This is a genomic window from Paracoccus ravus, from assembly GCF_004522175.1.
GTDB classification, from domain to species: domain Bacteria; phylum Pseudomonadota; class Alphaproteobacteria; order Rhodobacterales; family Rhodobacteraceae; genus Paracoccus; species Paracoccus ravus.
In genome coordinates, this window is record NZ_SDEB01000012.1 from 33,505 (window position 1) to 45,498 (window position 11,994).

17 protein-coding genes are annotated in these 11,994 nt (G+C 64.2%); 9 read left to right on the plus strand and 8 right to left on the minus strand.

Annotated features, from left to right (window positions below; genetic code table 11):
• Nucleotides 1-117 precede the first annotated feature (117 nt).
• A complete protein-coding gene (locus ESZ60_RS11270; protein ID WP_245155668.1) occupies nucleotides 118-579 on the plus strand; it encodes an Ivy family c-type lysozyme inhibitor in 462 nt (153 codons plus the stop codon).
• Here ESZ60_RS11270 and ESZ60_RS11275 read toward each other — a convergent pair.
• Nucleotides 570-1,154: a GNAT family N-acetyltransferase gene (locus ESZ60_RS11275; RefSeq protein ID WP_134680689.1), complete on the minus strand. Its 585-nt coding sequence runs from the start codon at nucleotides 1,152-1,154 to the stop codon at nucleotides 570-572. The genes ESZ60_RS11270 and ESZ60_RS11275 overlap by 10 nt on opposite strands.
• Nucleotides 1,155-1,376: 222 nt before the next feature.
• On the opposite strand from ESZ60_RS11275, the gene ESZ60_RS11280 reads away from it, so the two are divergent.
• The 8 genes from ESZ60_RS11280 to ESZ60_RS11315 all read left to right on the plus strand — a co-directional run bounded on the left by ESZ60_RS11280 (nucleotide 1,377) and on the right by ESZ60_RS11315 (nucleotide 6,485).
• Complete coding sequence (locus ESZ60_RS11280) at nucleotides 1,377-1,973, plus strand: flavin reductase family protein (RefSeq protein ID WP_134680690.1); 597 nt, start codon at nucleotides 1,377-1,379, stop codon at nucleotides 1,971-1,973.
• Nucleotides 1,973-2,533: an adenine phosphoribosyltransferase gene (locus tag ESZ60_RS11285; protein WP_134680691.1), complete on the plus strand. Its 561-nt coding sequence runs from the start codon at nucleotides 1,973-1,975 to the stop codon at nucleotides 2,531-2,533. Before ESZ60_RS11280 ends, ESZ60_RS11285 begins: the two co-directional genes overlap by 1 nt.
• Nucleotides 2,534-2,570: 37 nt before the next feature.
• Nucleotides 2,571-3,521, plus strand: a complete 951-nt coding sequence (gene ispH / locus ESZ60_RS11290) for a 4-hydroxy-3-methylbut-2-enyl diphosphate reductase (protein WP_134680692.1) — start codon at nucleotides 2,571-2,573, stop codon at nucleotides 3,519-3,521.
• 91 nt (nucleotides 3,522-3,612) lie between these two features.
• Nucleotides 3,613-3,948, plus strand: a complete 336-nt coding sequence (locus ESZ60_RS11295; RefSeq protein ID WP_134680693.1) for a DUF1330 domain-containing protein — start codon at nucleotides 3,613-3,615, stop codon at nucleotides 3,946-3,948.
• Between the two features lie 91 nt (nucleotides 3,949-4,039).
• Nucleotides 4,040-4,366, plus strand: coding sequence for a DUF1330 domain-containing protein (locus tag ESZ60_RS11300; protein ID WP_134680694.1), 327 nt, complete (start codon nucleotides 4,040-4,042; stop codon nucleotides 4,364-4,366).
• A gap of 112 nt (nucleotides 4,367-4,478) precedes the next feature.
• Nucleotides 4,479-5,084, plus strand: coding sequence for a glutathione S-transferase family protein (locus ESZ60_RS11305; protein WP_134680695.1), 606 nt, complete (start codon nucleotides 4,479-4,481; stop codon nucleotides 5,082-5,084).
• Entirely contained in the window at nucleotides 5,081-5,548 is a 468-nt protein-coding gene (rnhA, locus tag ESZ60_RS11310; protein ID WP_134680696.1) for a ribonuclease HI, read from the plus strand. The genes ESZ60_RS11305 and rnhA overlap by 4 nt, the downstream gene beginning before the upstream one ends.
• Before the next feature lie 115 nt (nucleotides 5,549-5,663).
• Nucleotides 5,664-6,485, plus strand: a complete 822-nt coding sequence (locus ESZ60_RS11315) for a GNAT family N-acetyltransferase (protein ID WP_134680697.1) — start codon at nucleotides 5,664-5,666, stop codon at nucleotides 6,483-6,485.
• Here ESZ60_RS11315 and ESZ60_RS11320 read toward each other — a convergent pair.
• From ESZ60_RS11320 to ESZ60_RS11350, 7 genes are all read right to left on the minus strand, one after another.
• Entirely contained in the window at nucleotides 6,482-7,417 is a 936-nt protein-coding gene (locus tag ESZ60_RS11320; protein ID WP_134680698.1) for a transporter associated domain-containing protein, read from the minus strand. The genes ESZ60_RS11315 and ESZ60_RS11320 overlap by 4 nt on opposite strands.
• A complete protein-coding gene (ybeY, locus tag ESZ60_RS11325) occupies nucleotides 7,414-7,935 on the minus strand; it encodes an rRNA maturation RNase YbeY (RefSeq protein ID WP_134680699.1) in 522 nt (173 codons plus the stop codon). Before ybeY ends, ESZ60_RS11320 begins: the two co-directional genes overlap by 4 nt.
• Nucleotides 7,928-9,028, minus strand: coding sequence for a PhoH family protein (locus tag ESZ60_RS11330; RefSeq protein WP_134680700.1), 1,101 nt, complete (start codon nucleotides 9,026-9,028; stop codon nucleotides 7,928-7,930). The genes ybeY and ESZ60_RS11330 overlap by 8 nt, the downstream gene beginning before the upstream one ends.
• A gap of 119 nt (nucleotides 9,029-9,147) precedes the next feature.
• Nucleotides 9,148-9,885: an ABC transporter ATP-binding protein gene (locus ESZ60_RS11335; protein WP_134680701.1), complete on the minus strand. Its 738-nt coding sequence runs from the start codon at nucleotides 9,883-9,885 to the stop codon at nucleotides 9,148-9,150.
• Complete coding sequence (locus ESZ60_RS11340) at nucleotides 9,885-10,643, minus strand: MlaE family ABC transporter permease (RefSeq protein WP_134680702.1); 759 nt, start codon at nucleotides 10,641-10,643, stop codon at nucleotides 9,885-9,887. Before ESZ60_RS11340 ends, ESZ60_RS11335 begins: the two co-directional genes overlap by 1 nt.
• Entirely contained in the window at nucleotides 10,640-11,662 is a 1,023-nt protein-coding gene (alr, locus tag ESZ60_RS11345; protein WP_134680703.1) for an alanine racemase, read from the minus strand. The genes ESZ60_RS11340 and alr overlap by 4 nt, the downstream gene beginning before the upstream one ends.
• Before the next feature lie 10 nt (nucleotides 11,663-11,672).
• Nucleotides 11,673-11,924, minus strand: coding sequence for a DUF2312 domain-containing protein (locus ESZ60_RS11350; RefSeq protein ID WP_134680704.1), 252 nt, complete (start codon nucleotides 11,922-11,924; stop codon nucleotides 11,673-11,675).
• Between the last annotated feature and the right edge of the window lie 70 nt (nucleotides 11,925-11,994).

The window sequence follows — 11,994 nt, forward strand, 5'->3', positions numbered from 1 at the left end:
AAACGGCCCGGATTTGCGGGACCTAGGGGAAACATAGATGGGGCTTCAGGGGTTCCTTTTCACCCGCGCCTGAGCGGAAAAACGAAACCCTCCCTCCCGATGATGAAGGAACAGGATGTGAGAACCATCGCCATAACAATATGTTCCACGCTGAGCGCTGTGGCGCTGCTGGCGCTGCCGGGCTTTGCGCAGGAGGTCCCGAACCTCGCCGATCTGGGCCGCGACCCCGCCTTGACCTCGGCCTTCGAGACGATGACCAAGGGTCGCCTTCTGCCGGCATGGCGCCGCGAAGGCATGGTCACCAGCCCGGCGCAAAAGGTCCGTTTCGACGGCAGGGATTGGCTCGTCATGGCGGGCTGCAAGCCGCATCACTGTGCGGCTGATCAGATCGCCGTGATCTGGTCGCCCGAGACCGGGGCCATGCATGGCGTTTTGTCCCAGACGCAGGCCGAGGGTCAGCAAATCCTGCATTGGTTGAATATCGGCGGCGGCGCGGAATCGATCGACGGCCGCACCATCCTGTTCGCAGCATTGACGGGCAGTCTTGCGAACCACCCGCAGGGCTTTGATTACGATTGAGCCGAAAGCTTCTCGGAGGCGCGCGCCTCCGTCTCGGCGCGGCTTTCGCCTCGCGGAAGCCGATCCGCATCGACGGCGGCGGGGTGATCTGCCAACTGGCGCGTGACATGTCCGGTCACGCCCGTCCAAGCGCCTGCGACCAGTTCCAGACCCAGCACACGGTCGGGATTGGTCGGAGGCGGCATCTCGACGCCTTCAAGCTTTTCAAAGCCGAAACGACTGTAATAGGGCAGATCGCCGACCAGCATGACCCTTTGCCAGCCCAATTCGCGGGCCCGGGCAAGGCTCTCGCGCATCAGAAGCGCCCCCAGCCCCTCGCCCTGCGTGGTCGGGTGGACCGCGACCGGACCCAGCAGCAGCACCGCGTCATCCCCGATCCGGACCGGCCAATAGCGGATCGCACCGAGCAGCACCCCGGTCCCGTCGCGTAGCACCAGACACAGGTCCGAGACATGCGGCACGCCCTCTCGCAATCGGTATGAGGAAAGCGCCGTTCGGCCCGGCGCGAAGCACAGGTCCAGAAGTGCCTCGACTTCAGGCGTGTCGTGATCGGTCTCGGGGCAGAGTTGGTACATCGAATCTCCCGCTGGGATGGTCCGGCACTGCTTGGCCCGACCGGAGCGCCCCGTTATCATGCGATCGGCATTGCGCAAACATCTGTTGCGCGCCAGCTTGACAAATTATTCGTGACGCCTTGGTAAAGCCCTGCCGCTTGACGCGCGCCGGGCTGGCGGGCAGATCGTTGAGGTCACGCCGCGCGGCCGGGTCGCATCCGGCACAGGATCCGAGGAAACAGCATGTTCTATCGCCCCGAGGCCGGTCACGGCCTGCCGCATAATCCGCTGAATGCCATCGTCGCCCCCCGGCCCATCGGCTGGATCTCGACCCGTGGCCATCTGGGCGACAATCTCGCGCCCTATTCCTTCTTCAACCTGACCGCCTATGTGCCCCCGCAGGTGATGTTCGCCTCGACCAATGCCAAGCCCGACCGGCCCGGCACCAAGGACAGCGTGGCCCAGATCGCCGAAACCCGGGTTTTCTGCGTCAATATTGCCGATGGCGCGATGCGCGATCAGGTCAATGCCAGTTCCGCCGCCCTGCCTGCCGGGGTCAGCGAATTCGAGGCCGCAGGCATCGAGGCCGCCGAATGCGAGACTATCGACTGCCCGCGCGTGGCGGGGGCGGCCGCCGCGCTCGAATGCCGGATGACACGCATCATCCGCCTCGCGGGGCAGGCCAATATCATGGTTCTGGGCGTCGTGACCGGCATCCATCTGCGCGAGGATTGCGTGATCGACGGTCGGTTCGATTTGCGCCGTAACGGCTGGCTGGCGCGCCTTGGTTACAAGGATTACACGGCCGTGACTGAAACTTTCGAAATGGAGCGACCCTGATGGACAAACCGGCCAAGCGCAGCCGTGATACCCGCGAGGTCCGTGACTATATCCGCACGATCGTGGACTTCCCCAAGGAAGGCATCATCTTTCGCGACGTGACCACGCTTTTCGCCGATGCACGCGGCTTCCGCATGGCGGTGGACCAGCTGCTTTCGCCCTATGCCGGCGAGCCGATCGACAAGGTCGTGGGCCTCGAGGCGCGCGGCTTCATCCTTGGCGGCGCGGTGGCGCATCAGCTTTCCGTGGGCTTCGTGCCGATCCGCAAGAAGGGCAAGCTGCCCGGCGCGGTCATCAGTCAAGCCTATGCGCTGGAATATGGCGAGGCTGTCGTGGAGATCCACAATGACGCGCTGAAGCCGGGCGATCGTGTGCTGATCGTCGATGACCTGCTGGCGACCGGCGGCACGGCGGCGGCGGGGATCTCGCTTTGCGAGAAGCTTGGGGCCGAAGTGATCGGCTGCGCCTTTGTCATCGACCTGCCGGAACTGGGCGGTCGGGCGCTTCTGGAAGGCATGGGCCACGAGGTCCATGCCCTGACCGCCTTCGACGGCGCCTGATCTTGCGGCGCACGGGACGGATCGCTAGGTGAGGGACATGGACAAGAAACCGCCTTTGACCCTTTACCTTGCCGCCCCGCGCGGCTTCTGCGCGGGCGTCGACCGCGCGATCAAGATCGTCGAGATGGCGCTGCAGAAATGGGGCGCTCCGGTCTATGTGCGCCACGAGATCGTGCACAACAAGTTCGTGGTGGACAGCTTGCGCGACAAGGGCGCGATCTTCGTCGAAGAACTGGACGAATGTCCGGATGACCGCCCGGTGATCTTCTCGGCCCATGGCGTCCCAAAGGCCGTCCCCGCCGAGGCCCGCCGCCGCGAAATGGTCTATGTCGACGCGACCTGCCCCCTTGTCAGCAAGGTCCATGTCGAGGCCGAGCGCCATCATGCCGCCGGCCTGCAAATGGTCATGATCGGCCATGAGGGCCATCCCGAGGTTCTGGGCACGATGGGCCAGCTTCCCGAGGGCGAGGTCCTGCTGGTCGAGACCGTCGAGGATGTGGCGGGCATCCTGCCCCGCGACCCCGAAAGGCTGGCCTTCATCACCCAGACGACGCTGTCGGTCGATGACACGGCAGCCATTGTCGCGGCGCTTCAGGCTCGTTTCCCCGCCATTATCGGCCCGGCCAAGGAGGACATCTGCTACGCCACCACCAACCGTCAGGCCTCGGTCAAGGCGATTGCCGGGCAGATCGACGCGCTTTTCGTGATCGGCGCGCCGAACAGCTCGAATTCGCGCCGCCTCGTCGAGGTCGGCTCGGCGGCGGGCTGCGACTATTCCCAGCTTGTCATGCGCGCCGACCAGATCGACTGGCGCGCGATCGAGGGCATCCGCTCGGTCGGTGTCACCGCAGGTGCCAGCGCGCCGGAAGTGCTCGTCGACGAGGTCGTCGATGCTTTCCGCGACCGCTACGATGTGACCGTGGAACTGGTCGAGACCGCCCGCGAGAATGTCGAGTTCAAGGTTCCCCGCGTGCTGCGCGAGGCCTGAAGCCCAAGATTTCAGCCGAGGGTCCTTTCTGCTATCCTGCCCTGCATCCGCCGCGACCATGCGGGTCGCGGCGCTCAGGGAGTGATCCGGCATGACCGTCTATCTGATCGCTGAACTCAAAGTGACCGACGAGGCCTGGCTTCCGGGCTATGTGGCCCATGTCCATGAAATCGCCGCGCGGCATGGCGGCCGCTACCTGTCGCGCAGCACCAATATCGAGACGCTCGAAGGCGAGCCCCGCGATCTCACCGGCATCGCGCTGCTCGAATTCCCCTCGCGCGAGAATGTCATGGCCCTGATGCATGATCCGGAATATGCGCCCTATCGCGCCGCGCGCCACAAGGGCTCTGTGTCACATTACCGCCTGATCGATGACAGCGATATCGCGGGCGCGATCCCCTATCTGGCCAAGCCCTGCTCCGCGTGAAGATCGCCCAATTGTCCAATTGAAACAGATCTGCTTCGGCCACTATCCTGCCCAGGCCGCCGCGTGGCGGAACAAGGGGAGGAGAACCCGAATGACTGTCTTTCTGATCGCCGAGGTGAAGGTGACCGATGACGCGTGGATTCCTGAATATGCGGCCCGGGTCCATGACATTGCAGCCAAGCATAATGGCCGCTACCTGTCGCGCAGCGGCAGCATCGAGACGCTCGAAGGCGAAAAGACCGACGAGACCCTGATCGCTCTGATCCAGTTCCCGACCCGGGATGACGCAATGGGCTTCGTCAATTGCGAGGAATACGCCCCCTTCGGCAAGGCCCGTCAGGAGGGCTCGGTCAGCCATTTCCGCCTGATCGACGATACCGACATCGCCGGCACGATCCCCTATCTGGCCAACCCCTGACCCCCGCGCGGGCGGCTGGCTCTGGCCGCCCACGACCTTCCCGCCTATAGTGGCCGCCGACCCTCCCGGCGATTTGCGGGCAAGGGACGGCTTTCAGCAAACGGGACAGGACATGCGCCTTTATTCAATGCCTTCCTCGGGGAACAGCTACAAGGTCCGGCTGCTTCTGTCGCTTTTGGACCGCGATTGCGAAATGATCCCGGTCGAGTCGGACTCCCCCGCGATCGAGCAGGCCAAGGCCGCAGGTGCCCTGCCCTTCGGCAAGGCCCCGGTTCTGGAACTGGATGATGGCCGCTTGCTGCCGGAATCGAATGCGATCCTGTGCTGGCTGGGCGAAGGCACGGATTTCATCCCCGCCGATCCCTTCCTGCGCGCCGAGATGCTGTCTTGGATGTTCTGGGAGCAGAACCAGCATGAGGGCGTCATCGCCGTGCGCGGCGCGCTGCTTTTCTATCCTGCCCGCCGCCACCTCGCCACGCCCGAGCGCATGGCGGAACTTCTGGAACGCGGCCATGCTTTGCTCCAGATCATGGAGAACCGCCTGACGGGTCGCGAATGGTTGGTCGGCGAGGCCGCGAGCGTCGCCGATATCTGCCTTTACGGCTACACCCATACCGCAGGCACGCGCAGCGGCTTTGATATGGACCGCTTCCCGGCCATCAACGCATGGATCGCGCGCATCGCCGCCCTGCCCGGCTATAAGGGCCTCGAGGCATGACGGCGCTTTACGCTTGGACCGACGGGGCCTGCAGCGGCAATCCCGGCCCCGGCGGCTGGGGGGTGCTGATGCGCGCCATGAATGGCGACGCGATCCTGAAAGAACGCGAGCTTTCTGGCGGCGAAGGTGACACAACCAATAACCGCATGGAGTTGATGGCCGCAATCTCGGCACTGGAGGTGCTGTCGCGCCCCAGCGAGATCACCATCACCACCGACAGCGCCTATGTGAAGAACGGCGTCACGCAATGGATCCACGGCTGGAAGCGCAACGGCTGGCGCACCGCTGACAGGAAGCCCGTGAAGAATGCGGAACTCTGGCAGCGTCTTGATGCCGCGCAAGCCCGCCATACCGTGCATTGGGCATGGATCAAGGGCCATGCCGGGCATCCCGAAAACGAGCGCGCGGATGAACTGGCCCGGGCCGGCATGGCGCCCTTCAAACCCGCCAAGGCCGTCGGCTGACGACACGAGCGCGAGAAAAAGGAAAGCGATACCAGGCGGCTGCCCGGCGCATTGATCGCGGTGGTGCTTCTAGGCCACCCCTGCTAGCCTTTCCCCAAACGAAAGGACCATGTCCATGAGCGGCTGCACCTGCGGGCATCACCATCATCATCACGATCACCCCCATCAACACGCGGCAGAAGGCGTCGAGCTCGCGCTTGAGCCTCCGCTTGTCGCGCTTTCTGGTCATCTGATCTGCGCAGACATGGATCAGATGCTGCTGGCGCTGGACCTGCTGCCCGATCATGTCAGCCTGAGCCGCGCCGAACCCGGCAATCTGCGTTTCGATCTGTCGCAGACCGAGGACCCGATGGTCTGGCGGCTGGACGAGCTCTTCGCCGATGCCGAGGCTTTTGCCGCGCATCAGACGCGCATGGCGGCCAGCGCATGGGGCGAGCGCAGCCGCGACATTGCCCGCGCCTTCGACCGCATCAATGTCTTGCCCCGCATTCGGCCTGAACATCCGCGAGAGGGCGCAGCTATTTCCGCCCTGCTGCGCCGCGCCTTTGACGGCGAGGACGAGGCCCGGCTGGTCGAAAACCTGCGCGATCACGATGATCTCGCCTTATCACTTGTCGCGGATGTGGCGGGAACAATCATCGGACATGTCGCCATGTCGCCGCTCGGGGCCGAAGGACCGGCCTTCGCACTTGCCCCCGTCGCGGTCCATCCTGCGCTACAGGGTCGTGGCATCGGCGGAGCGCTTGTCCGCGCGGCCATTGCGACTGCGCCAGAGCACTCTATCGTCGTTCTGGGCGATCCTGCCTATTACCGGCGCTTCGGCTTTGCGCCGGTCGATCTGGCATCGCCCTATGCCGGGCCGCATCTGATGGCACGGGGGCCGGCGCTGCCCGCAGGCAGCACCATTACCCATGCTCGGGCCTTTTCCGGGCTTTAACCCGCTTCGGCTGTGGGCATGCCTTCGGTCGGTTGCGCCTTGGTTTGGCGCAGCCGCACCCGTTTCACCCGACGCGGATCGGCCTCGATGATCTCGAATTCGACGCCGCTGTCATGGGGGATGACCTCGCCCCGCACCGGTACACGGCCGGTCAGCATGAAGATCAGCCCGCCCAGAGTGTCGATCTCTTCCTCGTCCGAGGACAGGCGCAGCCCGGTCTCGGCCTCGACATCCTCGAGGGCCGCGCGGGCCTGTACGATCCATTGCCCGGGCTTTTCGGCCATGAGCAAGCCGCCCTCGATCTCGTCATGCTCGTCGTCGATATCGCCGATGACCTGTTCGATCAGATCCTCGATCGTCACCAGACCGTCCACCCCGCCATATTCGTCGATCACCAGTGCCATATGGATCCGCTTTTGCTGCATCTGTTGGAGCAGCACGCCAATGGGCATCGAGGGGGGGACATAAAGCAGAGGACGCAGCAACGGCCGCAAGGCGAAACGCGCGGGCGCGGCGGCACCGAAACCATATTTCAGCGCGAGATCCTTGAGATGGATCAGCCCCAGCGGGCTGTCCAGCGTGCCCTTGAAGACCGGCACGCGCGAGAAACCATGCTCGCGAAAGATTTCGACCAGTTCGGGCAATGCGGTATTGACCGGAACGGCAACGATCTCGGCCTTGGGAATGGCAACGTCATCGACGCGCATCCGGCGCAGATTGACCATGCCAAGCGCAGATTTGCTGGTTCCACTGGCCGAGGCCTCGCCCATCTCCGGTTCATCCGCCTCGCTGTCCCCGCCGCCGAAAGCGCCGAAAATGCGTCCCAGAAAGCCGCGCGATTGCGGAAGATCCCGCCCGTCGCCGCCGACGCCATCGGCCCATGAGGCGGGTTCAGCAGAAACGGGCGTGTCGGGACTTCGGTCGTTACTCATGTTTCCAGTTCCAGATAGGGATCGGAGATGCCCAGCTTGCCGAGGATCGAGCGCTCGGCATCCTCCATGGTCTCGGCATCCTGATCGTCGATATGGTCATATCCCGCAAGATGCAGCATGGCATGCACAAGCAGATGTGTCGCGTGATCGGCAAAGGGCTTGCCCTGCGCCTCGGCCTCGCGCCAGCAGGTATCGAAGGAGATGGCGATATCTCCAAGCTCCTCGATCTCGGGTAGATGCGGAACCGCGCCGGGAGCCCGCGCATCGAATTCGATGGCGGGCCAACTCAGCACATTGGTGGGCTTGGGCTTGTCGCGGAATTCGGCATTCAAACCCGCGATGCGTTGATCGTCACAGCCCATGACCACGACCTGAAATTCGCTGAGACCCAGCCAGTCGCCGACGGCGCGAGCGGCGCGCTCGGACATGCCGGGCAGATCGACATCCTCCCAGCGCTCATCCTCGATCACCAGATCGACAATGCCCCCGGTCTCTTCATCCTCGAAAGGATCACGCATCGCTTTGCCCCCCGGCGGTCGCGAAGCGCGGCTCGCGGCGCGGAATGCGCTGGCCACGCTCGTCGAAGGGCTCGCCCCGCGCCAGAGCCTGCTCGGCCTCGCTGTCATAGGCCTCGATGATGCGGGCGACCAGCGGGTGGCGCACGACGTCCTTGGCGGTGAAATAGCTGAAGCTGATGCCCTTGACGTCCTTGAGGATCTTCTCGGCATCGGTCAGGCCGGAATGCACCCCGCGCGGCAGGTCGATCTGGGTGCGGTCGCCGGTGATGACCATGCGCGAGCCCTCGCCCAGACGGGTCAGGAACATCTTCATCTGCATGGTGGTCGCGTTCTGCGCCTCGTCGAGAACGACGAAGGCGTTCGAGAGCGTGCGCCCGCGCATGAAGGCCAAAGGCGCGATCTCGATGCGCTTTTCCTCCATCAACTTCTGCATCTGCTTGCCGGGCAGGAAGTCGTTCAGCGCGTCATAGAGCGGCTGCATGTAAGGATCGACTTTTTCCTTCATATCGCCGGGCAGGAAGCCCAGACGCTCGCCGGCCTCGACGGCGGGGCGCGACAGGATGATCTTGTCGACATGGCCGCCGATCAGCATGGTGACGCCGACCGCGACAGCCAGATAGGTCTTGCCCGTGCCTGCCGGGCCGATGCCAAAGGCCAATTCATTGGCAAAAAGGTTTCGGACGTAGTCCTTTTGCGCCTCGGTGCGGGGCTCGACGGTTTTCTTGCGGGTCCGCAATTCGACATGGCCGGTCTGGAACATTTCCAGCTGTTCGGCGGGGCTCAGGCTTTCCTGCGCCGGTTCGGTGCCCATGCGAAGCGCGGCTTCGATCTCGGGCAGTTCAACATGGCGACCCTGTTCGAGACGGGCGTAAAGCCCGCGCAGAACCTGGGCCGCCTCGGCCTGAGCATCGGCCGGTCCGACGACGGAAAGCAGATTGCCGCGTCGAAGGATGTGGACCTTGAGGGCCTCCTCGATGCGCGCCAAATGACGGTCATGAGGGCCGCAAAGGTCGATCAGAAGCCTGTTGTCGTGGAACTCCAGCAGGGTTTCGCCAGCGGTCGTGGTCGCGGGGGCAGTCGGGGAAAGACCCAAATTCGTCTCCGGTCAGAGTGCAGAAGTACAGGTTCATGGTCGCAACTGCGCGGGATTCGCACAAGACCTGCAGGCAGGCTGGCGCGCATTTGCGCAGGTGCTGTCGCATATATATGCATTCAGTCTTGCGATTGCGACCCGATAGGCCGGGCGCGGCCTGCGACGAAATCCTGCAGATATTCGTCTTGCGCGTGATCGATTTCACCCACCCCGCCCTGCCAGCGCACCCGACCCTGATCGAGCAGCGCGACCCGGTCGCCGATCGCGCGCACCGAGGTCATGTCATGGGTGATGGTAATTGCGCTCGCGCCGGTCTCATCGACAATGCCCCGGATCAGCGTGTTGATCGCCGCCGCCCGGATCGGGTCAAGACCCGTCGTCGGCTCGTCAAAAAAAATCACCGATGGATCGGCCGCTATGGCGCGCGCAAGCCCTGCGCGCTTTCGCATCCCACCGGACAGTTCCGCAGGGTAAAGATCCGCAACCTCGGGTCCAAGCCCGACGCGGGCCAGTTTCTCGAGCGCCACGGCGCGGGCACGCGCCGTGGGCATCACGCGTAGCAGGCGGAACGCCACATTGCGCCAGATCGGCAGGCTGTCGAACAAAGCCGCGTTCTGAAACAGCATCCCGAACTCGTCCATGAATTCAGTGCGCCGCTGAGCCAAGGGCTTGCCGCGCCAAAGAATCTCGCCAGCATCGGGGGGCTCAAGCCCAAGGATGCAGCGCAGAAGCACCGATTTCCCGGTTCCCGAACCGCCGATCACCACAAGACTTTCGCCCTCAGCAAGCCGAAGATCGACCCCGTCCAGAACCCGTTTCGCGCCGAAGCTTTTCGTCAGCCCGCGAATTTCGATCATCAGAAGAAAAGCCCCGTCAGGATGAAATTCACCGCCAAGATACCGACCGAGGCTGCCACCACGGCATTCGTCGTCGCCCGACCGACGCCCGCTGCGCCATTCCCAGCGCGCATGCCGAACCAGCACCCCGAAAGCGCCACGACCATCCCGAAAAACGCGCCCTTGACCAGCCCCGAGACGACGTCCCAGCCTTCGAGATAGGCCCAGCTATTGCTGATATAGGTCGTCGAGTTGAAACCCAACGCATTCACCCCGATCAGCCAGCCGCCCATAATGCCGATGATGTCGCCGACGCCGACCAGCACGGGCAAGCACAGGATCGCCGCCCAGAGCCGGGGCGAGACGAGCCAGCCCACCGGATCTGTCGAGAGCGTCTCCAGCGCGTCGATCTGCTCGGTGACGCGCATGGTGCCAAGCTCGGCGGCAATCGCGCTCGCGACCCGCGCGGCGACCATGAGCCCGCCCAGAACCGGGCCAAGCTCGCGTGCCATGCCAATGGCGACAATCGCCGGAACCACGTCCGAGGCTTGGAAACGCTCGCCCCCGGAATGGATCTGCAGCGCCAAGGCCGCACCGGTAAACAGCGCCGTCAACCCGACGACCGGCAGCGAGAGCCAACCGATATGCAGCATCTGCCGCGCCAATTCCGAAGGGTGCGCCCCGACCCGCGCCAGCCCCTTGGCTGCAAAGATCGCGACACGACCCGTCATCCGGGTCAGGCCGATCCCTGCTCTGCCGATCAGGCGGATTGGGTTCACAGATAGGTCCGCGTGTAGCGGTGACCGAGCGAGGTCAGGATCTCATATCCGATCGTGCCCGACAGATCCGCCAGCGCATCGACGCCCTGCGCGGCGTTCAGGATAGCGAGATCTTTCGGGACATCCGGCAGGTCAGTGACATCGACCGTGATCAGGTCCATCGAGATGCGACCGATCACCGGGCAAGCGCGCGTACCGCACCAAAGCTTCAACTCGCCCTGACGCGCCAAGGCGCGGGCCAGACCGTCGGCATAGCCCGCGGCCACGGTCGCAATGCGCGAGGGACGCTGAGCCGTCCAGCTGTAGCCGTAACCCACGCCTTCGCCGGGACGAACCTCGCGGGTCTGGATCACCGGCAAAGACAGCGTCACGACGGGCTTCGCATCTGCAAACGGCAAGCCGCCATACATGCCGATACCGGCACGGATGAGGTCGAAATGGAAATCCGGCCCCAATAGCACGCCCCCCGTCGCGGCAAGCGAACGCGGAGCGTCAACGCCCCCGGTCATCGCCCGGAAGGCCGCGAGTTGCGCCGCATTCGCCGCATGTTCCGGCTCATCGGCGCAGGCCAGATGCGACATGACAAGGCGCGGTCCGGCGGCGAGCGCCTCGCCACGGATCGCGGCCCATTCACCCGGCTCAAGGCCCAGACGGTTCATGCCGGTATCAAGCTGGATGCCGAACGGCCCGCGCGGACGCAAGGCCCGGTCGCGGAAGAACTGCTCGGGACTGTTCAAAAGCGGGATCAGACCGCTCAGGTCCTCGCCTTCCATATGGCCCGACAGCACGAAGATTTGTGCGTCATCCGCCAGCAGAGGCCGGATCGCACGCCCTTCGGCAGCCAAGGCGACGAAGAAATCACGCGCCCCTGCCTCGTAAAGTGCGGGTGCGACGCGATCTGCGCCAAGACCGTAAGCATCCGCCTTGACCACGGCCCCGGCGCGGGCATCGGGCGCAAGCCCGGCAAGGGCCTGCCAATTGGCCTGAATTGCCGCAAGATCAATGACGAGTCCCGACATGCCAGCCTCCTCAGGCCATACCCAAAGCGGCCTTGTACATCTCGAGAATGGCTTCTTCCTCGGCGATATCGTTCTGGTCGCGCTTGCGCAAAGCGATGACCTTTTTCATCACCTTGGTGTCGTAACCGCGCGCCTTGGCCTCGGCCATCAGCTCTTTCTGGCGTTCGGAGACGTCTTTCTTTTCGGCCTCAAGCTGCTCGAACTGCTCGATGAACTGGCGCAGCTCACCAGCTGCGATGCCATAGGCGTTGTCGTCACTCATGGTCGGCTCCTTTGTGCGTGGAAGCGGAATAGGCGGTCTTGCGAGCTAGTGCAATCACCGCTAGTCCCGG

What these genes read in the sequence shown, in the direction of transcription:
- ESZ60_RS11275 (WP_134680689.1), bottom strand. Translation starts at nt 1,154, where the DNA reads ATGTACCAACTCTGCCCCGAGACCGATCACGACACGCCTGAAGTCGAG.
- ESZ60_RS11280 (WP_134680690.1), top strand. Translation starts at nt 1,377, where the DNA reads ATGTTCTATCGCCCCGAGGCCGGTCACGGCCTGCCGCATAATCCGCTG.
- ESZ60_RS11285 (WP_134680691.1), top strand. Translation starts at nt 1,973, where the DNA reads ATGGACAAACCGGCCAAGCGCAGCCGTGATACCCGCGAGGTCCGTGAC.
- ispH (WP_134680692.1), top strand. Translation starts at nt 2,571, where the DNA reads ATGGACAAGAAACCGCCTTTGACCCTTTACCTTGCCGCCCCGCGCGGC.
- ESZ60_RS11295 (WP_134680693.1), top strand. Translation starts at nt 3,613, where the DNA reads ATGACCGTCTATCTGATCGCTGAACTCAAAGTGACCGACGAGGCCTGG.
- ESZ60_RS11300 (WP_134680694.1), top strand. Translation starts at nt 4,040, where the DNA reads ATGACTGTCTTTCTGATCGCCGAGGTGAAGGTGACCGATGACGCGTGG.
- ESZ60_RS11305 (WP_134680695.1), top strand. Translation starts at nt 4,479, where the DNA reads ATGCGCCTTTATTCAATGCCTTCCTCGGGGAACAGCTACAAGGTCCGG.
- rnhA (WP_134680696.1), top strand. Translation starts at nt 5,081, where the DNA reads ATGACGGCGCTTTACGCTTGGACCGACGGGGCCTGCAGCGGCAATCCC.
- ESZ60_RS11315 (WP_134680697.1), top strand. Translation starts at nt 5,664, where the DNA reads ATGAGCGGCTGCACCTGCGGGCATCACCATCATCATCACGATCACCCC.
- ESZ60_RS11320 (WP_134680698.1), bottom strand. Translation starts at nt 7,417, where the DNA reads ATGAGTAACGACCGAAGTCCCGACACGCCCGTTTCTGCTGAACCCGCC.
- ybeY (WP_134680699.1), bottom strand. Translation starts at nt 7,935, where the DNA reads ATGCGTGATCCTTTCGAGGATGAAGAGACCGGGGGCATTGTCGATCTG.
- ESZ60_RS11335 (WP_134680701.1), bottom strand. Translation starts at nt 9,885, where the DNA reads ATGATCGAAATTCGCGGGCTGACGAAAAGCTTCGGCGCGAAACGGGTT.
- alr (WP_134680703.1), bottom strand. Translation starts at nt 11,662, where the DNA reads ATGTCGGGACTCGTCATTGATCTTGCGGCAATTCAGGCCAATTGGCAG.
- ESZ60_RS11350 (WP_134680704.1), bottom strand. Translation starts at nt 11,924, where the DNA reads ATGAGTGACGACAACGCCTATGGCATCGCAGCTGGTGAGCTGCGCCAG.